Raw genomic sequence first — 21,113 nt, forward strand, 5'->3', positions numbered from 1 at the left:
GTTACCGAAGACCCCCAACCTTGTTGGGGGTCTTCGGCATTTTCGGGACTTCCCGTCCGATGGTCAGGCTTCTGCGGGGCCGTTCCGGATCACGAGATGGTAACAACCGGTCTCGGCCCCGGGCTTCCCTGTGAGATGTGGGTAACGTCCGCTCATGCGATCCGTACGGTTCGTGCAGATTTCGGACGTGTCGCCCGGAGGCGGCCCGTCCGACGAGAAGGGGGCGTAGCGATGAGGGACCTCACGAGAACGACCGCTGCCGGCAGGATCACCGCGGCAATCGCGGGATTCGGCCTTCTCGGAGCTGCAGTCACGGGCTGCACCAGCGTCGACAACGAAGGTGGCGGGTCCACCTTGGAACGACTTCGGGACGACGGAACGGTGACCGTCGGGTTCGCCGGCGAGGCGCCGTACAGCTTCATGCAGGACGGTGAACTGACCGGCGCGACGGTCGCACTGCACCGCGAGATCTTCCGGAACCTGGGCATCGAGAACGTCGAGGGAGTGTCCACCGACTTCGGCGCACTCATCCCCGGCCTGCAGGCGGGACGCTTCGATGTGGTCAGTGCCGGCATGTCGATCCTGCCGCAGCGCTGTGAACAGGCACTGTTCAGCGAGCCGGAATTCAACTACACCACTGCTCTGATGGTTCCGCAGGGAAATCCGGAGCAACTCGACGACATGCAGTCGATCGCCGACAGCGGCGTCCGTATGGCGGTACTGACCGGTGCCATCGAATCCGATTATGCGTCGGCGCTCGGTATCGATGCCCTGCAGGTCGCCTCTCCGCAGGACGGTATGGACGCGGTCGTCAACGGGCGCGCCGACGTCTTCGCTCTCACCGGTATCTCCCTGAACTGGATGAAGCAGAACAACGAGAACGCACCGGTGGATGTCACCGAGTCGTTCGTCGCAGAGATCGACGGAGTGCCCCAGGTCGGAGCCGGCGGAACGGTCTTCCGCAAGGAGGACACCGAACTTCGTGATGCGTACAACGCGGAACTCGAGAAGATCACCTCCGACCGGGACAGGTATCTGTCGATCGTGGGGGAGTTCGGCTTCACGGAGGCGGAAATGCCCGACCCGGAACTGACCACAGAAGTGCTCTGCGAAGGCGTTTCCTGAATCAGGCTGCGTCGTCATGGATTTCGCATCCCAGATCGACGTGCTGTGGGACTTCCTGCCGCGCTTGCTCGACGGCATGCTCGTCACCGTCGAACTGACCGTCGGGAGTGCTGTTTTCGCGTTCCTGCTCGCGGTCGCCTTCGGGCTGGCCGCGGGTGCGAAGAACATCGTTCTGCGCGGGAGCGCCCGCGTGGTCATCGAGTTCTTCCGGGGAACGTCGCTTCTCGTGCAGCTCTTCTGGTTCTTCTACGTGCTGCCCCTGTTCGGCTACCGGCTCGAACCGATCGTCTGCGGAATCCTCGCGCTGTCGCTGAACTACGGCGCTTACGGAGCGGAGGTGGTGCGCGGTGCCATCGCGTCGGTGCCGAAGCCCCAATGGGAGGCGGCGACGGCGTTGAATTTCGGCTACTGGCAACGGATGCGGCGGGTGGTCTTCCCTCAGGCCTGGGCCGAAATGATCCCTCCGTTGACGAATCTGCTCATCCAGCTGCTCAAGGGGACAGCGCTCGCAAGCTATATCCTCTTGCAGGATCTGACCTTTCAGGTCGAGCAACTCCGGCGAGGAACCGGCGACACGATCTTCGCCTTCGGTGTCGGCCTGGTGTTGTACTTCGTGCTCGGTTACGTCCTCACTCTCCTGATGAATGCGCTGGAGGTGCGTGCGAAGAGCCGGCTGGGCACGGGCCCGACGCTGCGTGAGATCTTCGGGTTCGCACCGGTGCTCGACGAACCGGTGGGAGCGAGACCATGAACGTGGACTGGAGTTGGGAGAGGGCGGCCGAAGCACTGCCGGTGTTGCTCGAAGGCTTCCGGATCACGCTGCTCGCGACCGTTCTCGGGTTCGTGGTGGCGGCCGTGCTCGGGCTCGTGGTGGCGATCGCGCGCCGATCGCTTCCCAAGCCGCTGGCGACCGCGCTCTCCACCGTCGTGCAATTCATCCGGCTCACACCGCTGGTGGTGCAGCTGCTGTTCGTGTACTACCTGCTGCCGCAGTTCAGTGCGCTGCAGATAGGTATCGCAGTACTGGGAATCCACTATTCGACCTATATGGCCGAGGTGTACCGGGCGGGTATCGACGCGGTCCCCAAGGGGCAGTGGGAAGCGTGCCGTGCACTGTCGCTGTCGCCGACGCACACCTGGCGTGCGGTGATCCTTCCCCAGGCGGTACGCCGGGTCGTCCCCGCCCTGGGGAACTATGCGATCTCTCTGTTCAAGGACACGCCGTTCCTGTTCACGATTTCGGTCGTGGAGATGGTGACGGCCGCGCAGCAGTTCGGGGCGCGCAACTTCCAGTACCTCGAACCGCTGACCATGGCGGGCCTGATCTTCCTCATCGCCAGTTACCCGACGTCGTTGCTCGTACGCCGATTGGAGCGTCGCCTTGCCTATTGAGACGAACAAGGAACCCGGCGGGGGAAGCGAATCGCCACCTGCCGCGACATCCGACGGGGCGATGATCCGATTCGACTCCGTCGTCAAGAAGTTCGGTGATCACGTCGTCCTCGACCATCTGGACTTCGCGGTCTCCGCCGGTGAACGGGTCACCCTGATCGGCCCGAGCGGCTCGGGCAAGACGACGATCCTGCGCCTGCTCATGACACTCGAGAAGGTCGACGACGGTGTGGTGTGGGTCAAGGGCGAGCCCCTCAGCCACGAACGCAAGGGGTCACGGCTCGTCCCCGCATCCGAACGATATCTACGCAGGATGCGTCGAAGCATCGGCATGGTCTTCCAGCAGTTCAACCTGTTTCCCAACATGAACGTGATGGAGAACCTCACCGAGGCGCCGGTCCACGTCCTCGGCCGCAGCAAGTCCGACGCTCGGGATCGTGCACGAGAACTGCTCGCGATGGTCGGACTGTCCGACAAGGAGAACGCGCATCCCACCCAATTGTCGGGCGGTCAGCAACAGCGGGTCGCCATCGCGCGTGCCCTGGCGATGGACCCCGAGATCCTGCTGCTCGACGAGGTCACCTCGGCACTCGATCCCGAGCTCGTCGCCGATGTGCTCGACGTGCTGCGCACCATCGCCGACACCACGGACATCACGATGCTGATCGTCACGCACGAGATGCACTTCGCCCGGGACGTCTCCGATCGGGTGTTGATGTTCGACCGGGGCCGCATCGTGGAAGAGGGACCACCCGACCGCATCTTCACCGACCCCAGAGAGGAACGCACCCGGAAGTTCCTCGACGCAGTGCTGGCGGGGGAGTGAATGCTCACGAGGTCGAGAGCTGTGCTCGTCGCGGAACGGCCAGCCGTGTCGGTTCCGTGCGGCCGCGCAGCACGACCTCCTGACCCGGCTCCCACAGGGATCCCTCGTCCTCGGGCGCGAGTTCCACCGTGCGCGCAGACGCCGCCACGTAACCGGGAACGGTTTTGGCGAGATCGGACAGTCGCGCTGCTTCGTTGACGGGGTCACCGATGACCGTGTACTCGAAGCGTTCCTGCGCGCCGATGTTTCCGGCGACCGCGCGACCCGCCGTGACCCCGATCCCGGCGCGGCACTCGGGCACCTCGTCCGCCAGACGGCTCGCCATCCTTCGTGCCGCGCCGAGTGCGCACCCCGCGGCGTTGTCGAGGTCTACGGGAGCCCCGAAGATCGCCAGTGCCGCATCGCCTTCGAACTTGTTGACGAATCCGCCGGCCGCGTGCACTTCATCCACGACGACCGCGAAGAACCGGTTGAGCAGCGCCACCACCTCGGTGGGTGGGTGACTGGCGGCCAGGGCGGTGGAGCCGACGATGTCGACGAAGAGGACCGCGACGTCCCGTTCCTCGCCGCCGAGACCACCGGGTTCCGCCAGGGCCGCGTCCGCGACGTCCCGGCCGACGTGCTTACCGAACACTTCGCGTAGTCGTTCCCGTTCGCGCAGTCCTTCGGCCATCCGGTTGAAGCCGGTCTGCAGCTGTCCCAGTTCGGTTCCGTCGTACACGATGACGGCGGTGTCGAAGCGGCCGGCCTCGATGCGTTGCATCCCGGCCCGCACCGACTCGATCGGCGCGATGGTCGAGCGGATGGTGAGGAACATCAGCAGGGAACCGGTGAGCAGACCGAGCCCGCCGATCGCGAAGATCGTCACCGCCAGCCGCGTGGACGTCACCGGACGGATGAAACTGAACACCGCGATGAAGATCAGCCCGACGATCGGTACGGCACTGCCCAGAGTCCATGCGAGCATCACCCGCCCGGTGGTACCGGCCAGTCGGGGGCGGCGCGGTATGCCGGCCTCGAGAGCACGTGCGGCGATGGGGCGCAGTGCAAAATCGGTGAACATGTAGGCGAATCCGCACACCGTGATCCCGGCCAGAGTGATCGTCAGCGCGACCTTCGGGATCGTCTGCGGGTCGATCACCCCGAACCCGATGGTGAAGAGGATCAACCCGATGAACCACAGCGCTCCCTGCTGGAGGGTGGTGCGCCACGGCATCCGCAGGGCGACCCGTTGTTCCTGCGGGGTGGGAGGGCGGTTCTCCAGCGCCCACCGCAGCCGTCGGAGCGCGGCACGTGTGCCGAAGACCGAGCCGATCACGACAGCCGAGAACACGTAGACCGGGGCGAGGATCGCGGTGACCACGAGGAAGTCGGAGGTCAGCACGGACGGGCCCGGGATCACGACGTTGATCAACGCCGCCACGATCAGCGCGCCGACGAGATGGGTGCCGATCAGCGACAACGTCAACAGGGATTGGATCCGTATCCGTTGGCGCCGGATCGGTTCGGCGGGCTCTCCCAGGATCGCCGAGCCGAGCGGGGCCGTGCGGTGTCTGCGTGCGGGCATGGTCGTTCGAGAGTAGACGAGTCGATCCTCTAGGGTGGCTGTGTGCGTCTTGTGATTGCCCGTTGCCGTGTGGACTACATCGGACGCCTGACGGCTCATCTGCCGACGGCCCGACGTCTCCTTCTCGTCAAAGCCGACGGTTCCGTGAGTATCCACGCCGACGACCGTGCCTACAAGCCTCTGAACTGGATGAGCCCGCCCTGCTGGCTCGAAGAGGAATCCGTCGAGGATGCCGAGGCGCTCTGGGTGGTGACGAACAAGGCGGGCGAGCAGTTGCGGATCACCCTGGAAGAGGTCGACCACGACTCGAGCCACGAACTCGGCGTCGACCCCGGCTTGATCAAGGACGGCGTCGAGGCGCACCTGCAGGAACTGCTCGCCGAACACGTCGAGACTCTCGGTGCAGGCTTCACGCTGATCCGTCGTGAGTACCCCACAGCCATCGGACCGGTGGACCTGTTGTGCCGGGATGCCGACGGCGCCACCGTCGCGGTGGAGGTGAAGCGGCGCGGGGAGATCGACGGTGTGGAACAGCTCACCCGCTATCTCGAACTGCTCAACCGGGATCCGCTGCTCGCTCCGGTCACCGGCGTCTTCGCGGCGCAGCAGATCAAGCCGCAGGCACGGACCCTGGCCACGGACCGGGGCATCCGCTGCATCGTTCTCGACTACGAGGCGTTGCGCGGTACCGAGAGCACCGAGTTCAGATTGTTCTGATCGTGCCGCGTCGCAACAGATCCCGCACCGGCCGCACGCGCGCCGGAGAGACCGGCGACGCTCCGGCCTACTTCGGGGCCACCGTTCGCACGGAGAACGGTCCCGCGGGCGCGGAGGGGGAGCGTTTCACGGTGCGGACCGTTCCCGGTTCACGCGCCACCAAGCCGTATCGGTGCCCGGGCTGCGATCACGAGATCGCTCCGGGGACACCGCACGTCGTCGCATGGCCGAGCGACACCCTCGGTGGTGCCGAGGATCGTCGGCACTGGCACAACGGGTGCTGGTCGAGTCGGGCGACACGTCGTCCGACGCGGCGCTGGTCCTGACCGTCTCCCGTTCCGCACGTCATCGGGCGGGGCCGGGAGCGGACGCTCGCGGGCCCGTGTCACGGACGGCGACGGCCTGCCGAACCTCACGGACCGCCGAGCGGATGGTGTCGCCGTACGGACCGTCGGGAAGTGCGGGCATCCGCTCCTCGGCACGGTCGAGGTGATCTCCGGCCGCCCGGAACGCGCCGAGACGACGGAAGTCGTCGGCCAGGTTCAGATGGAGGCTCGGGTAGAAGCCCGCGACACGAAGGGCGTCGTGGTGCCGCCGGACGCGTCCGTCGGTGAGCGCATCGGCGGCGTCGAGGGCGCGCACGTCCCATACGAGTGACTCGGCGGGGTCGTCGCAGAGGTCGGCCAGATGGTGCGCCAGTGTGCAGCGGTGGAGTGGATCGCCCGTCACTCCGATCTGCCGCCAGAGGGACAGCAGGTCGCGCACGGCCGAGTCGGCATCGCCGCGGTGACCGAGGGCTACGGCGACGGCGATCGCGTCCATCGTGAGATCGGATGTGGTGGGGGCGTCGGACATGGAACCTCCTCGGCGAGAGCCGGCGTGGGTCAGGCTGCGGGGGCGTGGCGGGGCATGACGAGCATGGTGAGATCGCCTTCGTCGGCCGACCGGACCGTGACCGGCAGATCGGGGCCTCGCAGGTCGAGCATCAGGTCGTCGCCGATCGCGTGACTCCATGCCGGATACACTGTGGTCAGGTCGAACCATGTGGTCAGGCCGGGACCGCTGGCGGTGCCGTCGAGACATATCTCGTCGCCGTCGACCAGGATCAAGCGAGGCTTGCCACCGGAGGTGTGCAGACCGACGATCTCCGGCGCCTGCTGCTCGAGCACTCTCACGACCTGGCGCTTCCCGATCGTGATCCGGTGGGTCACCGGCGGGAGCGATCGCACCAGCAGACGGTGGTCCGGAAATCGATCGGTCAGCAGGCGGCAGTGGTGGACGTCGCCGTCGACCGTGCGGAAAGCCGACCATCGTTCGTTCGCTTCGATCGTCACCACGGAGCTGCGGCGGAGCCGGGAAGTAAGGGAGCGGAGTTCGTCGCCCGCAAGCGTGCCCGTCCAGGACGGGGCGACGGAGTGCAGGGGCACCAGCGTTCGGGTGGCGAGCCGGTACCGGTCGGTGGCGGTCAGGGTCACCGCGCCGGAATCGGCCTCCACGTGAACACCCCCGAGAACCGGTGCGGCGGGGTCGTGACTCGTGGAGGCCGAGATCTGATCGATGGCTGCGGCCAGGACCGGGCCCGGCAAGGTGGCAACGATCGGGCAGGAACCGGAACGGAGGGACGCCCGGAGGTCCGCGGCGACCCGTCGGACCCTGTCCGCCTCGGCGGTCACCTCGGCGACCTGCTCGTCGATCAGTCGCGCAGCCTCGTCCGCATCGGCGGCGAAGAAGTCGGCGACGACGGACAACGGCATCCCGATCTCGCGCAATCGGCGCAGCCGGGAGGCCTGGGCCAGTTGAGACGGACCGTAGAACCGATATCCGGTCGACGGATCGACCCGCTCGGGGCGCAGCAGGCCGGCATCGTCGTAGAACCGCAGGGCACTCGCGGTCAGCCCCACGCGTTCGGCGAAAACACCGATCGACATCAACTTCGGGTCCGTCACGGGGCCATCATCGACCCTCGACCGACTCGAAGGTCAACCCCCGGCTCCGGAGCATCGACAATCGGCCCCCGGAGTCGTTCGGCGACGCACCCCCGTCAGTTGCGGACCTTGCTGGCCACCGCGGGGGAACGCCCCTGGACACCGGCACCGGCCGAGGGCGGTCGGGGTGCCGTCGAGGCAGTCGGTGAGGGTGAGGATGCGGCCGCACGGGGACCGGTCGCCGAACCCTGCTGTGTGCTCGGTTGCGGGGCCGTATTCGGTTCTGGTGCCGAACCCTGCCGCTCGTTCCGGACCTCATCGGGCCTCTTCGCATCGGCCTGCGGGATCCGCGCGGTCTCGTCCGGCGTCGCGGCGACCGGCTCGGCCGCCACCGACGTCGTATCGGCCGAGCCGCCGGCGGCGGGCTTCGCCGAGCCGTCGCCGGCGGGCTCCTTCGCATCGCGTGCGGGGCCGAGCACCGTCGTGCGGGGTTCGTCGAGGGAGATCTCCCGGTCGAGCAGGTCCCCCTCGCGATTGATCGCTGCCAGCAGGGTCGGCACGTCGTCGAGCTGTTCGCGAACCGCCTCGAGCTGGCCGAGGATGCGTCCGCGCAGGACACGAAGTTCCTCGGTGAGGTCGCGCGCGTTGGCCACCTTCCGTTCGGATTGCTCGGTGGCGCGGGTGAGCCGCCGTTCCGCCTCCTGCGTCGCCTGTTCGACGCGGCGCTCGGCTTCGGCCTTGCTCGTCCGTTCGAGCTCGTCGAGAGCGCCGAGCAGCTTGGTGCGGCGTTCGGCCATGGTGATCTCGAAGTCCTGCTGCACCTGCTCGCGCTTGGCCTGCGCTTCGGCTCCGAGGCGCTCTGCTTCGGCCCGAGCGGCCGCGACGATGCGATCGGCCTCGCTGCGGGCCGCGGCCATCGTGCGCTCGTGCTCCGCGGCGAACGCGAGACGGGTGTCCTCGAGCTCGGCGAGCTTCTTCTCGTAGTCGCCGCGCAGGCGGATGCCTTCCTGCTCCGCGAGCGAGATCATCTCGGCGGCGTCCGCCTCGGCGCGGGCACGCAGCTCCGAGGCCTCGTCGGAGGCGAGACGCAGCATCCGCGAGATACGGTCGCTCATGCCCTCGGCGGTAGTGGGCGGAACCGACAGCCGATCGACATCCTTGCGCAGTTCGTCGATCTCGTTTCGCGCGTTCTCGAGCTGGCGGGCCAGATCCCGGGCCTGCGCCGCCGCCGCGTCGCGGTCGGTGGCGGTCACGCGCAGCTCGGCCTCGAACCGTGCGAAGTAATTGGTCACCTCGTCGCGGTCGAAGCCCTTACGCACGATGGAGAACGGCAGGTGGCTGGGTGCGCGATCACGATCGAAGACCATGGAGACAATCTACCCGCTGTATGCGGGTACGACCCCGGTGCGCTCCCGTCCGATCCACGCTCGGGAGCACACCGGAACGGCCGTCAGTGAGCGGGGTGCGCTGCAGGTTCGACGAGTTCGACGAGGACGCCGCCCGCGTCCTTCGGGTGCAGGAAATTGATGCGCGAATCCGCGGTACCGCGACGGGGAGCGTCGTACAGCAACCGCACGCCGCGCTCACGCAGCGCGGTGGAGATCGCGTCGAGGTCGGAGACACGGTAGGCGAGCTGCTGCAGGCCCGGCCCGCTGCGGTCGAGGAACTTGGCGATCGTCGAGTTCTCGTCGAGCGGGGCGAGCAGCTGGATCTGCGTGGCGCCCTCGGGGCTGCCCGGCACGGACAGCATTGCCTCACGTACGCCCTGTTCCTCGTTCACCTCCTCGTGAGTGGAGACGAGGCCGAGGTTCTCGGCGTACCAGGCGAGCGCTGCATCCAGATCGGGAACCGCGATGCCGACGTGATCGATGGCGGTGACGAGCCCGGAGGCGAGAACGGACGCCGCCGGAGAAGATGTGGGAGAGGTCTCGGTCATGCTGTAGACGGTAGCGGTACCGTTGGATGCACTCCTATCGGGATTCAGCCGGATGCCCGAGCGGAGTTTCCCGATCAAATGCCGATCTCCCGGAGGAATGTCCCGTGAGTAGTTCTGTCATCGTCGCCGGAGCCCGTACGCCCATGGGGCGTCTGCAGGGTTCGCTCAAGGACTTCTCCGGATCGGATCTCGGTGGCGTGGCGATCAAGGGTGCGCTCGAGCGTGCCGGTGTGGCTCCGGAGCAGGTCGAGTACGTGATCATGGGCCAGGTCCTCACCGCCGGTGCCGGTCAGATCCCTGCTCGTCAGGCGGCCGTCGCCGCCGGCATCCCGATGAGCGTGCCGGCGTTGACGATCAACAAGGTCTGCCTGTCCGGCATCAACGCGATCGCGATGGCCGATCAGCTGATCCGGGCGGGCGAGTTCGACGTCGTCGTCGCCGGCGGCCAGGAATCGATGAGCCAGGCCCCGCACATCCTCGAGAAGTCCCGTGCGGGCTTCAAGTACGGCGATGTCACACTGCGTGACCACATGGCCTTCGACGGTCTGCACGACATCTTCACCGACCAGGCGATGGGCAACCTCACCGAGTCGGCCAATTCCGGCGAGAAGTTCGTCTCCCGCGAGGAGCAGGACACCTTCGCGGCCGCTTCGCATCAGAACGCTGCGCGTGCCTGGAAGGACGGCCTGTTCGACGACGAGGTCGTCCCGGTGTCGATCCCGCAGCGCAAGGGCGATCCGATCGTCTTCGCCGCCGACGAGGGTATCCGTCCGGAGACCACCGTCGAGTCGCTCGGCTCGCTGCGCCCGGCCTTCTCCAAGGACGGCACCGTCACCGCCGGTTCGGCGTCGCAGATCTCCGACGGCGCCGCAGCGGTCGTGGTGATGAGCAAGGAGAAGGCCACCGAACTCGGGTTGAGCTGGATCGCCGAGATCGGACGCCACGGTGTCGTCGCCGGTCCGGACTCGACGTTGCAGTCGCAGCCCGCGCGGGCGATCGCGCAGGCCTGTGAGCGCGAGGGCATCGACCCGGCCGATCTCGACCTGGTGGAGATCAACGAGGCGTTCGCCGCGGTGGGCATCGTCTCGGCCCGCGAATTGGATATCGACCCCGCGAAGGTCAACGTCAACGGCGGCGCGATCGCGCTCGGCCATCCGCTCGGCATGTCGGGGGCGCGCATCGTGCTGCACCTGGCGCTCGAGCTGAAGCGTCGCGGTGGCGGCATCGGTGCTGCTGCTCTGTGCGGCGGTGGCGGCCAGGGCGACGCCCTCATCGTCCGGGTCCCCAAGTCCTAGTCCACTTCCCGAGCACGATCACGGCCCCGGCGCAAGCGTGCCGGGGCTGTGATGTCGCTCACTGAACTACGGCTTGTCGTAGGCCCTTCGGCACAATGGCCGCATGACCAACATCCTCGACGTGTCCACCCCTGCGAAACGCTTTCGCCTGATCGCCATCTGGGAAGCAGTGACCTGGCTCGCGCTCCTGATCGCCATGTTCTTCAAATGGGTTCTCGGTTACGAGGAAGCGATCGCGATTCCGGGCATGGTGCACGGCGTGGCCGGGTTCATCCCGTTCGTCGTCATCTCGCTCGTCACGGCGGTCTCGCTCAAGTGGGACCTGAAGACGACCTTCCTCGCACTCGTCTCCAGCGTGCCGCCCTTCGGCACGATCGTCTTCGAGCGCTGGGCGGTGCGCACCGGCCGCCTCGCGGAGCTGTCCGCTCCCGGAACCCGCGAAGAAGTTCCGGCGACCGCCTGACCGCCGGACCGCGCAGCGCGACTCGGTGAACTCGTGACAAACTGGTGGACGTGACTCGACCCGGTTCCCGTCCAGCACGTTCTGCCGCCGTCGCCGCGGCGATGTCCGGCGCGGTGGATCTCTCACCGCTCAAGGAGAGGGCCGCCGCTCCGCCTCCGCCCGCGGCCGGCGGCGACGGCGCCGCACCCGGCGGCATCGCCCCGATAGTGGACGTCACCGAAGCGACGTTCGAAACCGAAGTGCTGCAGCGTTCGATGCAGGTACCCGTGATCGTCGATCTGTGGGCGACCTGGTGCCAGCCGTGCAAGCAACTCTCACCCGTCCTCGAGAAACTCGCGAACGAGGCCGGCGGTGCGTGGGTTCTCGCGAAGGTCGACGTCGACGCGAATCCGCGTATCGCGCAGGCTTTCGGTGTCCAGTCGGTGCCCACGGTCGTCGCGCTCGCCGCCGGACAGCCGCTCGCCGACTTCCAGGGGGTCCAGCCCGAAGCTGCACTGCGGCAGTGGCTCGACGCCATCCAGAACGCCGTGGTCGGCAAGCTGTCGGGTCCGCCCGGTGCGGAGCCCGAGGAGCAGCCGGCCGACCCGCGCTTCGAAGCTGCCGAACAGGCCCTCGAGAACGGCGACTTCGACGGCGCCGAGGCGGCCTACCAGCTGGTCCTGAATTCCGAGCCCGGTAACACCGAGGCGCAGGCCGCCCTGCGGCAAGTGCGCTTCCTCGCGCGCGCGAGCAGCCTCCCGGAGGATGCGATCGAGCGCGCGGATGCCGCACCGGCCGATCTCGAGGCCCAGTTCGCCGCGGCGGACGCAGAACTGTTCGCCCAGAAACCGGAGGCCGCCTTCGGTCGGCTCATCGAGTTCGTGCGGCGCAGTGCCGGTGACGAACGGACCGCGGCGCGCACCCGGCTCCTCGAACTGTTCGAGCTGTTCGACCCGTCGGACCCGGCCGTGGTGGCGGCGCGTCGCAAGCTCGCGATGGCGCTGTACTGACGGTCCACCGCAGGTCGTACCGGCCGCTCGCCCCCAAGGGTGAGCGGCCGGTGTCGTCTCAGCGGTAGCGCCCGGTGCAGGCGGCTTCGCCGCCGAGCACCCCGGTCCGGAAGGCATCCACCCGGGAGAAACCGCTCGGTACCGTGTTGCCGTTGACATCGCTGGCCGCCAGGCCGTCGGTGAGCAGGCCCGACACGGCTTCGTCGAGATCCCCGGGTGAGAGCCACACCAGCACCTCGGCGGGATCGACATCCGAGGCGACGGTGCTCTCCGGACTCAGGGCCGCGCTGATCACCCCCGCCAGGCAGGCGGCCCGCAGGGCCGTGCGCGGCTCGGTGAGCGACTGGCTCGCCTCCCGCTGCACGGCCAGGGTGTACCGGGAGGCGACGAGCACGTAGGCGTTGTAGTCGCCGCGCACGCCGGGGTCGAAGCCGCTTCCCGAGGGAGCGGCCGTACCGAGCTCCGCCAGCACGTCCACGTCGACGCCCACCGTGTTCGTCGCCGGGCAGTACGACACCGGGGAGGTGGCCCGGGCGTCGGGGCAACCCAGGTCCGCGCCGGACAGGTCGAGGGCGGGCGGCGACTCGAGATCGAAGACCTGATGGAACGAATCGAAGATCATCTCGACGGACTCCGCGGTGACCGGGAGCTCGCCGTCGCCCTCACCGCCGTGGTACCGGGGCAGGTCGGCGCGGCGCGACTCGACCTCGGCGGCGTCGATGCGCGCGCACGCGGCCGATCCGTCCGTGAACCCGATCTGCACTGCCGTGACGCGTTCGAACGCCGAGCCGTGAACGGAATCCGGGTCGTGCGGATCGGCGTCCCTGAACAACACCATCGACGCGAGCACGTTGTTGAGCCCGTCCGAGGTGTCGAGCCGGAAGTGCGCCGACCGCCCCTCCGCGACGTGCCGCATGAATGCCCCGGCGAAACAATCGGCCTGCTGCTCGAAGACGATGCCCGGATCGTCCTCGGCGACCAGTCCTGCGGTGTGCTGGACGGCGTGCCCGTATTCGTGGGCCAGGACCATCACCGCTGCCATCGGACCGAAACTGTCGATCAGCTGCGGCATGAGGAAGGTGCGGTCCCATCCGATCTCGTCACCGCCGCTGCAGTAGGCCGCGTTGATGAAATCGTAGGTGGGCTTGCCGCAGAATCGCGGCCCCCACCGGTCGGACGGATCCCACGACACGATCGTCTCCACAGGACGGAAGGCGCCCCGGGCGACGGAACCGAACTCCTGGCGCCAGTACTCCTCGATGTCGGCGATCGCATTGGCGGCGAGGATGTCGACGGGACCGCCGTCGGTGTTCTCCACGGTCACGTCCGCGTCGGGAACACCGTCACGCGGACCGGACGCCCCCGACGTGACGGGCAGGCCCGCGACCGCGTAGGGGTTGTCGTAGATCGATACCGCCGTTCCTTCGATCTGCTGAGCGCATCCTGCCAGCAGGACGACGGTCAGTGCGGGCACCACCAGTCGCGCGAACCGGTGCGTCCGTCGCATGTCGTTGTGCTCCTGTCGTCGGGCAGCGTCACCTCCGCAGCGACAACCAGATCGCTCCGTGCGCAGGCAAGGTCACCCGAGCCGACGCGGGACGTCCGTGCCACGAATGCTCGCCCGCCTCGACGGCGCCGAAATTGCCGGCCCCGTTGCCCTGGTAGTCGATCGCGTCCGTGTTCAGGACTTCCTCCCACGTGCCCGGTTCGGGCAATCCGACACGATAGTCCGCGTACGTGGTGCCCGAAAAGTTGTGCAGACACGCAACCACCGAACCGTCGCTGCCGTAGCGCAGGAACGACAGGACGTTGTTGTGGGCGTCGTTCGCATCGATCCAGGAATATCCGCCGGGAGTGGTGTCGAGCGTGTAGAACGCCTGATGCGAGCGGTAGATCCCGTTGAGATCGCACACGAGGCGACGGACGCCGGCGTGGAGCGGCTCGTCGAGCTGCCACCAGTCGAGCCCACGCTCCTCGGACCATTCGGCGACCTGCCCGAACTCCTGGCCCATGAACAGCAGCTGTTTGCCGGGATGGGCCCACATGTACGCGAGCATCGAACGCAGACCCGCGGCGCGCGTCGCGTCGTCGCCCGGCAGGCGCGTCCACAATGTGCCCTTGCCGTGGACGACCTCGTCGTGGCTGATGGGCAGCACGAAGTTCTCGCTCCACGCGTACACGAGCGAGAACGTGATCTCGTGGTGGTGGAAGGTGCGGTGCACCGGATCCCGGCCGAGATAACCGAGGGTGTCGTGCATCCAGCCCATATTCCATTTCATGGTGAAGCCGAGCCCGCCGACATTCGTCGGCCGGGTCACGCCCGGCCACGAGGTCGACTCCTCGGCGACCGTGACGATGCCCGGATAGTGCTTGTGCACCGTGGCGTTGAGCTCCTGCAGGAAGGCGACGGCCTCGAGGTTCTCCCGGCCCCCGTAGATGTTCGGAGTCCATCCGCCTTCGGGACGCGAGTAGTCGAGATACAGCATCGAAGCGACGGCGTCGACGCGCAGGCCGTCGATGTGGAATTCCTCGATCCAGTACAGCGCATTGGCGACGAGGAAGTTGCGGACCTCCGGCCGGCCGTAGTCGAAGACGTAGGTTCCCCAGTCGAGTTGTTCGCCCCGGTGCGGATCGGGATGTTCGTATTGGGGACTGCCGTCGAAGCGCGCGAGCGCCCACTCGTCCTTGGGGAAGTGCGCAGGCACCCAGTCCACGATCACGCCGATCCCGGCTGCGTGGAGCCGGTCGACGAACGCGCGGAAGTCGTCGGGACTCCCGAAACGGGAGGTGGGCGCGTAATAGGAGGTGACCTGGTATCCCCACGACCCGCCGAAGGGATGTTCGGCGACCGGCAGCAGCTCGACGTGTGTGAAGCCGGTTTCGAGGATGTACTCCGCCAGCTGGTCGGCGAGCTCACGGTAGTTCAGTCCGGGCCGCCAGGACCCGAGGTGCACCTCGTACACCGACATCGGTTCCTGCCAGGGCTGCGACTTCTCGCGGGCGGCGATCCACTCCTCGTCGCGCCAGACGTGCCGGCTCTCGACGACCTTCGACGCGGTCGCGGGCGGTACCTCGGTGCCGAACGCCATGGGATCGGCCTTGTCGCGCACCGAACCGTCGCGGCCGTGCACGCGGTACTTGTAGAGCGCGCCGGGTTCGACGCCCGGGACGAACACCTCCCAGACCCCGCTCGAGCCGAGCACGCGCATCGGCGCGGTGCGTCCGCCCCAGCCGTCGAAGTCCCCGACGACCGTGACCCCGCGTGCACCCGGCGCCCAGACGGCGAAGGAGGTTCCCGTCACGGGTCCGTCCGGAGTCTCGTAGGTCCGCGGATGGGCGCCCAGCGCCTCCCACAGGCGTTCGTGCCGTCCCTCGCTGAGCAGGTGCCGGTCGAGCTCGCCCAGTGTCGGCATGAAGCGGTAGCCGTCCGCGACGACCTCGACATGGTCGAACGGATAGGTCACGACCAATCGGTAGTCGGCGAGATCGAACACCGGGATCAACGCGCTGAAGACGTCCCCGCCCACGGGTTCGAGCGGATGGTCGCGGCCACCGATGCGCGCGGCGACCTTCTCTGCGCCCGGTCGCAGTGCCCGGACGACGGTGCCCTCCGGATGCGGATGGGCGCCGAGCACCGAGTGCGGATCGTGATGCTCGCCGGCGGCGAGCAACGCCAGATCCTCCGGTCGCGGACTGTGACGGCGGCGCGGTGCATCGGCGCCCGAGGCCGGCGACTGGGGCGGCACGGTCACGACTGCCTCCTGTAGGCGAGCGTTGTGCGGGTAGGGATGCCGATCGGGGGCAGCGCCAGGATGTGTGCCACCGCCCGCCACGGCTCGAGACGCACGTAGTTGGCCTGTCCCCACGAGTACTGTTCCCCGCTGACTTCGTCGTAAACGGGAAAGTGGTCCTGCCAGTCGTGTCCGAGGGCCGGCATGTCGAGCCACACCGTGCCCTGCTCGGCTCCGTAGGGATTGAGGTTGATCACCGTGAGTACACAGTCGCCCGTGGTCGGATCGAACTTCGAATAGGCGATCAGGGATTCGTTGTCGACGTGGTGAAAGGTGATGTTGCGCAGCTGCTGCAGTGCGGGGTGAGCGCGGCGGATGCGATTGAGGCTGGTGATCCACGGCTCGAGGGATTCACCCCGTCGGCGGGCTTCGTCGAATCGTCGTGGCCGCAACTGGTATTTCTCCGAGTCGAGATATTCCTCGCTCCCGGGCCGCACCGCGACGTGCTCGTACAGCTCGTAACCCGAGTAGACCCCCCAGGAGGGGGACAGCGTCGCGGCGAGCGCCGCACGCAGGGCGAACATTCCCGGACCCCCGTGCTGCAGTGATTCGTGCAGGATGTCGGGGGTGTTGACGAACAGGTTGGGTCTCGCCTCGTCGGCCTTCGCGGCGATCTCGGTACCGAACTCGGTGAGCTCCCACTTCGCCACCCGCCACGTGAAATACGTGTAGGACTGGGTGAATCCGCGTCGCGCGAGCCCGTACATGCGGGCGGGCCGGGTGAACGCCTCCGACAGGAACAGCACGTCCGGATCGGTCTGCTTGATCTCGGCGATGAGCTTCTCCCAGAAGCTCGGAGGCTTGGTGTGCGGATTGTCCACACGGAAGATGCGCACGCCCAGGCCGATCCAGTGGCGGGCCACGCGCAGCACCTCGGCGTAGATGCCGTCCGGGTCGTCGTCGAAGTTGATGGGATAGATGTCCTGATACTTCTTCGGCGGGTTCTCGGCGTACGCGATCGTGCCGTCCGGGAGCACGGTGAACCATTCCGGATGCTCCCGTGCCCACGGATGGTCGGGAGCGCACTGCAGCGCCAGGTCGAGGGCGACCTCGAGGTCGAGCTCCCGTGCCCGGGTCACGAAATCGCGGAAGTCCTGCTCGGTTCCGAGCCGGGGATGGATCGCGTCGTGGCCCCCTTCGTCGGATCCGATCGCCCACGGCGAGCCCACGTCGTCGGGGCCGGCGACGAGGGTGTTGTTCGGACCCTTGCGATTGATCTTGCCGATCGGATGGATCGGCGGCAGGTAGACGACGTCGAATCCCATCGCCGCGATCCGCGGCAGATCGGCCGCGGCGGTGGCGAAGGTGCCGTGCCGCGGTGTGCCGTCCTCGTTCCAGCCTCCGGTGGAGCGCGGGAAGAATTCGTACCAGGAACCGAACAGTGCGCGCCGCCGGTCGACGACCGCGGTGTACGCCTTCCCGCGGGTGACGAGTTCGCGCAGCGGATGCGCGCGCAGGATCTCGGTGACGTCGGGGGAGAAGGCCGGAGCCACACGCTCGGGCAGCGACCGCTCCGAGCGCAGCGACAGGGCGACGGCCAGCAGTGCGGGGCGGCTGCCCCGGGGAGCACTCTTGGCGGCCTTCTCGAAGATCCGGGCACCGATCTCGAGGTCGTTCGCCAGTTCGGCGGCGTCCTGCCCGGCATCGATCTTCGCCGTGACGGCGTGCCGCCAGGTCGAGACCGGATCGCTCCACGCCTCGATCCGGTAGGTCCACGTGCCGACGCTCGTGGGGGAGAAGGTGGCGTGGAAGACATCCGGTTCGCTTCCCTCGACCATCGGGATGCGCAGCAACTTCCCGGCGGACTCCGGGTCGTCGGCCGGACCCCGGACGGCCAGGGTCGCGGCGATCGCGTCGTGGCCTTCCCGCCACACCACGGCGGTCACCGGCACCACCTCCCCGACCACCGCTTTGGTCGGATAGCGCCCTCCGTCGATGGAGGGTTGTACGTCGTCGATGGCGAGCCGACCTGTCACGCTAGCTCCGTTCCGTCCGGGTCCGGGTGGACGAGCAGGGCCGATAGGGCAACGGCCGTGTCTCGGCACCACCGTAATGGAGGTCGCGTCGCACGGCTGTGTGTGCGGCGGGACGCGCGAAGGATCCCCGCGCAGACCCCGGAATTATCTGTAACCCACAGTTCACTTCGGTTGACCGGAGAGCAACACGAGCCTCTCTACTGTTTGTTTCGCACCACAAAGAAAGCCTCTCGGGAGGCACGACGAAGGGATGAACACATGGGTCTGGTCGCCGGTTTGATCGGTTTTGTCGGAGAGCTTCTGCACCTGCTCCTCGGCGGCCTCTGATCCGCCGGCCGACGGGGGGTCGGCCATCGGGAGGGACGCCCCGCGGTGTGCACACCGCGGGGCCTTCTCGCGTGTGTCCACCACGCCTCCGGCCTCGTGCGGGCGTTCCGCCCGGCGAAAACCGCGCACGCCGGAGCCGCTGCGTGCGATGTGCCGCCACAACCGCCGCGAAGCGCCGACGGTCGGTAGTGTTCCCCTCGTGAAAGCACTGCGCCGGTTCACCGTACGAGCCCATCTTCCCGAGCGGCTGGCTGCATTGGGAGCATTGACCGCGAACCTTCGATGGTCGTGGCATCCCCAGACCCAGGACCTGTTCGAATCGGTCGACCCGGACCTGTGGCGCAGATGCGGCAACGACCCGGTCCGGCTGCTCGGCGAGGTGCCGCCGGCCCGGCTCGACGCACTGGCCGAGGACAGGGACTTCCTCGCACGTCTCGACGCGGCCGCGGCCGACCTCGAGCACTACCTCACGCGCCCGCGCTGGTACCAGCAACAGCAGGAGCGCGGCACGACCCTGCCGGTGGGTATCGCCTACTTCTCCATGGAGTTCGGCGTCACCGAGGTTCTCCCGAACTACTCCGGTGGACTCGGCATCCTCGCGGGCGACCACCTCAAGGCGGCTTCCGATCTCGGACTGCCCCTGGTCGGTGTCGGCCTGCTCTACCGCTCCGGATACTTCCGGCAGTCGCTCAGCGCCGACGGCTGGCAGATGGAGCACTATCCCTCCTACGACCCGCAGGGCCTGCCGCTGAAGCTGCTCACCGAGACGGACGGTTCCACTACCCTCGTCCGGCTCGACATGCCGGGCGGACGCACGCTCGACGCGCGGATCTGGATCGCCCAGGTGGGGCGCGTCCCGCTGCTCCTGCTCGACTCCGACCTGCCGTCCAACGACGAGGAACTGTGCGGGGTGACCGACCGCCTCTACGGCGGCGACCAGGACCACCGGATCAAGCAGGAGATCCTCGCGGGCATCGGTGGGGTCCGTGCGGTGCGCGCCTACACGCGCATCCACGGCCTGCCGGACCCCGACGTCTTCCACATGAACGAGGGGCACGCCGGTTTCCTCGGCGCCGAACGCATCCGTGAATTCGTCACCGGTGCCGGGCTGGACTTCGACGAAGCGCTCGCAGTGGTACGCGCCGGCACCGTCTTCACCACCCATACCCCGGTACCCGCGGGCATCGACCGCTTCCCGATCGATCTCGTGCGCCACTACTTCTCGGGTACCAACGGCGAGAACGAGTCGGCGCTGCTACCCGGTCTCACCGTCGATCGCATCCTCGCCCTCGGCCGCGAGAAGAATCCGGACGTGTTCAACATGGCGCATCTCGGGCTGCGTCTCGGGCAACGGTGCAACGGCGTCTCCCGACTGCACGGTGAGGTCAGTCGCGAGATGTTCGAGGGATTGTGGCCCGGTTTCGACGCCGCGGAGGTCCCCATCGGATCGGTCACCAACGGCGTGCACGCCCCCACCTGGGCGGCGCGCGAATGGGTGGCCCTCGCGAACCGGCTCGCCGGGCCGGACCGCGTCGAGGAGGCCCGCGGCTGGGAACTGCTGCAGACCGTCGATCGCAAGGATCTGTGGTCCACCCGCAACACGCTGCGAGCTCAGCTCGTCGCGGAGGTCCGTCGCCGGTTGCGCGAATCGTGGCTCGAACGCGGCGCCACCGAAGCCGAGCTGGGCTGGATCGAATCGGTCTTCGATCCGAACGTGCTCACCGTCGGATTCGCGCGACGTGTGCCCACCTACAAGCGGCTCACCCTCATGCTCCGCGACCCCGAGCGGTTGCGCGCGCTGCTGCTCGACGAGGAACGGCCCCTCCAGCTCGTCGTGGCCGGTAAGAGCCATCCCGCCGACGACGGGGGCAAAGCGCTCATCCAGCAGATCGTCCGGTTCGCCGACCAGCACGACGTGCGCCACCGGATCGTCTTCCTGCCCAACTACGACATGTCCATGGCCCGCTATCTGTACTGGGGGTGCGACGTGTGGCTGAACAACCCGCTTCGACCCCTCGAGGCGTGCGGTACCTCGGGCATGAAGTCCGCCCTCAACGGCGGTCTCAACCTGTCCATCCGCGACGGATGGTGGGACGAGATGTTCGACGGGGAGAACGGCTGGGCGATTCCCACCGCCGACGGTGTCGGCGATGCCCGGCGTGACGATCTCGAAGCCGCAGCCCTGTACGAACTGCTCGAACGCTCCGTGCTGCCGCGCTTCTACGATCGTGACATCGACGGGATGCCGACCCGGTGGGTCGAGATGGTGCGTCACACCCTCGAGAATCTCGGTCCGAAGGTGCTCGCCTCGCGAATGGTGCGCGATTACGCCGTCGACTACTACATCCCCGCCGCCGCCGCAGCTGCCGCGGTGACCGCCGACGACTACATCGGTGCCCGCGCACTCGCCGAGTACCGGCATCGCATCGAGGCGTCCTGGCCGGGAGTGCGTGTGGCGCAGGTCGATTCGACGCCCATTCCGGACGTGCCGGAGATCGGGCTCCCGCTGGGGCTGACCGCGCACGTCCAGCTCGGCGAGCTCACGCCCGAGGACGTCGACGTGCAGGTCGTCGTCGGCCGCGTCGGCCCCGACGAAGTGCTCAGCGACACCGTCGCCGTGCCGATGGAACACACGGGTGCCGACGCTCTCGGCGACGAGTTCACCGCGACGGTGCCGCTGCCCCTCGCCGGGGCGGTCGGCTACACGGTGCGGGTCCTGCCCCGGCACGACCTGCTCGCTTCGCCCGCGGAACTGGGCATGGTGGCCCTGCCTCAGCAATAGGG

Annotated in this window: 18 protein-coding genes; 10 read left to right on the forward strand and 8 right to left on the reverse strand. The window is 67.8% G+C overall.

Annotated features, from left to right (window positions below; genetic code table 11):
- Positions 1-231 precede the first annotated feature (231 nt).
- The 4 genes from ehuB (at position 232) to ehuA (ending at position 3,343) form a co-directional block, all read left to right on the forward strand.
- Complete coding sequence (gene ehuB, locus MOM01_RS03625) at positions 232-1,125, forward strand: ectoine/hydroxyectoine ABC transporter substrate-binding protein EhuB (protein WP_241384054.1); 894 nt, start codon at positions 232-234, stop codon at positions 1,123-1,125.
- Positions 1,126-1,141: 16 nt separating this feature from the next.
- Positions 1,142-1,876 (forward strand): ectoine/hydroxyectoine ABC transporter permease subunit EhuC, encoded by a 735-nt coding sequence (ehuC, locus tag MOM01_RS03630; RefSeq protein WP_241384055.1) that lies wholly within the window; start codon positions 1,142-1,144, stop codon positions 1,874-1,876.
- A complete protein-coding gene (ehuD, locus tag MOM01_RS03635) occupies positions 1,873-2,517 on the forward strand; it encodes an ectoine/hydroxyectoine ABC transporter permease subunit EhuD (RefSeq protein WP_241384056.1) in 645 nt (214 codons plus the stop codon). The genes ehuC and ehuD overlap by 4 nt, the downstream gene beginning before the upstream one ends.
- A gap of 61 nt (positions 2,518-2,578) precedes the next feature.
- Positions 2,579-3,343, forward strand: a complete 765-nt coding sequence (gene ehuA, locus MOM01_RS03640; RefSeq protein ID WP_241384611.1) for an ectoine/hydroxyectoine ABC transporter ATP-binding protein EhuA — start codon at positions 2,579-2,581, stop codon at positions 3,341-3,343.
- Positions 3,344-3,347: 4 nt separating this feature from the next.
- On the opposite strand, the gene MOM01_RS03645 is transcribed toward ehuA, so the two are convergent.
- The gene (locus tag MOM01_RS03645) at positions 3,348-4,910 is read right to left on the reverse strand and encodes an adenylate/guanylate cyclase domain-containing protein (protein ID WP_241384057.1); all 1,563 of its coding nucleotides are present in this window, start codon (positions 4,908-4,910) and stop codon (positions 3,348-3,350) included.
- A 42-nt stretch (positions 4,911-4,952) separates the two neighbouring features.
- Here MOM01_RS03645 and nucS point away from each other — a divergent pair, with 42 nt between their 5' ends.
- Together nucS and MOM01_RS03655 are read left to right on the forward strand one after the other, a co-directional pair.
- Positions 4,953-5,627, forward strand: coding sequence for an endonuclease NucS (nucS, locus tag MOM01_RS03650; protein WP_241384058.1), 675 nt, complete (start codon positions 4,953-4,955; stop codon positions 5,625-5,627).
- Between the two features lie 2 nt (positions 5,628-5,629).
- The gene (locus MOM01_RS03655; protein ID WP_241384059.1) at positions 5,630-5,953 is read left to right on the forward strand and encodes an ATP/GTP-binding protein; all 324 of its coding nucleotides are present in this window, start codon (positions 5,630-5,632) and stop codon (positions 5,951-5,953) included.
- Between the two features lie 19 nt (positions 5,954-5,972).
- Here the strand turns inward: MOM01_RS03655 and MOM01_RS03660 are convergent, their stop codons facing one another.
- The 4 genes from MOM01_RS03660 to mce form a co-directional block, all read right to left on the reverse strand.
- Positions 5,973-6,482 (reverse strand): hypothetical protein, encoded by a 510-nt coding sequence (locus MOM01_RS03660; RefSeq protein WP_241384060.1) that lies wholly within the window; start codon positions 6,480-6,482, stop codon positions 5,973-5,975.
- Between the two features lie 29 nt (positions 6,483-6,511).
- Positions 6,512-7,573, reverse strand: a complete 1,062-nt coding sequence (locus MOM01_RS03665) for a MerR family transcriptional regulator (RefSeq protein WP_241384061.1) — start codon at positions 7,571-7,573, stop codon at positions 6,512-6,514.
- 95 nt (positions 7,574-7,668) lie between these two features.
- Positions 7,669-8,919 carry a hypothetical protein gene (locus MOM01_RS03670; protein WP_241384062.1) on the reverse strand — a complete coding sequence of 417 codons (1,251 nt, stop codon included), beginning with the start codon at positions 8,917-8,919 and terminating at the stop codon, positions 7,669-7,671.
- Positions 8,920-9,002: 83 nt separating this feature from the next.
- A complete protein-coding gene (gene mce, locus MOM01_RS03675) occupies positions 9,003-9,488 on the reverse strand; it encodes a methylmalonyl-CoA epimerase (protein WP_241384063.1) in 486 nt (161 codons plus the stop codon).
- A 104-nt stretch (positions 9,489-9,592) separates the two neighbouring features.
- Between mce and MOM01_RS03680 the strand changes: the two genes are divergently transcribed.
- The 3 genes from MOM01_RS03680 (at position 9,593) to MOM01_RS03690 (ending at position 12,235) form a co-directional block, all read left to right on the forward strand.
- Positions 9,593-10,783: an acetyl-CoA C-acetyltransferase gene (locus MOM01_RS03680; RefSeq protein WP_241384064.1), complete on the forward strand. Its 1,191-nt coding sequence runs from the start codon at positions 9,593-9,595 to the stop codon at positions 10,781-10,783.
- Positions 10,784-10,886: 103 nt separating this feature from the next.
- Entirely contained in the window at positions 10,887-11,246 is a 360-nt protein-coding gene (locus tag MOM01_RS03685) for a DUF3817 domain-containing protein (protein WP_241384065.1), read from the forward strand.
- Between the two features lie 101 nt (positions 11,247-11,347).
- Positions 11,348-12,235, forward strand: a complete 888-nt coding sequence (locus tag MOM01_RS03690; RefSeq protein WP_241384612.1) for a tetratricopeptide repeat protein — start codon at positions 11,348-11,350, stop codon at positions 12,233-12,235.
- 58 nt (positions 12,236-12,293) lie between these two features.
- Here MOM01_RS03690 and MOM01_RS03695 read toward each other — a convergent pair whose 3' ends face one another.
- From MOM01_RS03695 to MOM01_RS03705, 3 genes are read right to left on the reverse strand one after another with little or no spacing between them, the layout of a single operon-like run.
- Positions 12,294-13,742, reverse strand: coding sequence for a neutral zinc metallopeptidase (locus tag MOM01_RS03695; RefSeq protein WP_241384066.1), 1,449 nt, complete (start codon positions 13,740-13,742; stop codon positions 12,294-12,296).
- Between the two features lie 28 nt (positions 13,743-13,770).
- Complete coding sequence (gene glgB / locus MOM01_RS03700; RefSeq protein ID WP_241384067.1) at positions 13,771-15,987, reverse strand: 1,4-alpha-glucan branching protein GlgB; 2,217 nt, start codon at positions 15,985-15,987, stop codon at positions 13,771-13,773.
- The gene (locus tag MOM01_RS03705) at positions 15,984-18,002 is read right to left on the reverse strand and encodes an alpha-1,4-glucan--maltose-1-phosphate maltosyltransferase (RefSeq protein WP_241384068.1); all 2,019 of its coding nucleotides are present in this window, start codon (positions 18,000-18,002) and stop codon (positions 15,984-15,986) included. The genes glgB and MOM01_RS03705 overlap by 4 nt, the downstream gene beginning before the upstream one ends.
- A 526-nt stretch (positions 18,003-18,528) precedes the next feature.
- On the opposite strand from MOM01_RS03705, the gene glgP reads away from it, so the two are divergent.
- The gene (gene glgP / locus MOM01_RS03710; protein ID WP_241384069.1) at positions 18,529-21,111 is read left to right on the forward strand and encodes an alpha-glucan family phosphorylase; all 2,583 of its coding nucleotides are present in this window, start codon (positions 18,529-18,531) and stop codon (positions 21,109-21,111) included.
- Positions 21,112-21,113 lie beyond the last annotated feature (2 nt).

The organism is Rhodococcus sp. CH91, assembly GCF_022554085.1.
GTDB lineage: Bacteria > Actinomycetota > Actinomycetes > Mycobacteriales > Mycobacteriaceae > Rhodococcus.

Excerpts from the sequence above, each read along its gene's own strand:
- ehuB (WP_241384054.1), top strand. The coding sequence starts at position 232 with ATGAGGGACCTCACGAGAACGACCGCTGCCGGCAGGATCACCGCGGCA.
- ehuC (WP_241384055.1), top strand. The coding sequence starts at position 1,142 with ATGGATTTCGCATCCCAGATCGACGTGCTGTGGGACTTCCTGCCGCGC.
- ehuD (WP_241384056.1), top strand. The coding sequence starts at position 1,873 with ATGAACGTGGACTGGAGTTGGGAGAGGGCGGCCGAAGCACTGCCGGTG.
- ehuA (WP_241384611.1), top strand. The coding sequence starts at position 2,579 with ATGATCCGATTCGACTCCGTCGTCAAGAAGTTCGGTGATCACGTCGTC.
- MOM01_RS03645 (WP_241384057.1), bottom strand. The coding sequence starts at position 4,910 with ATGCCCGCACGCAGACACCGCACGGCCCCGCTCGGCTCGGCGATCCTG.
- MOM01_RS03660 (WP_241384060.1), bottom strand. The coding sequence starts at position 6,482 with ATGTCCGACGCCCCCACCACATCCGATCTCACGATGGACGCGATCGCC.
- MOM01_RS03670 (WP_241384062.1), bottom strand. The coding sequence starts at position 8,919 with ATGGTCTTCGATCGTGATCGCGCACCCAGCCACCTGCCGTTCTCCATC.
- mce (WP_241384063.1), bottom strand. The coding sequence starts at position 9,488 with ATGACCGAGACCTCTCCCACATCTTCTCCGGCGGCGTCCGTTCTCGCC.
- MOM01_RS03685 (WP_241384065.1), top strand. The coding sequence starts at position 10,887 with ATGACCAACATCCTCGACGTGTCCACCCCTGCGAAACGCTTTCGCCTG.
- MOM01_RS03690 (WP_241384612.1), top strand. The coding sequence starts at position 11,348 with ATGTCCGGCGCGGTGGATCTCTCACCGCTCAAGGAGAGGGCCGCCGCT.
- MOM01_RS03695 (WP_241384066.1), bottom strand. The coding sequence starts at position 13,742 with ATGCGACGGACGCACCGGTTCGCGCGACTGGTGGTGCCCGCACTGACC.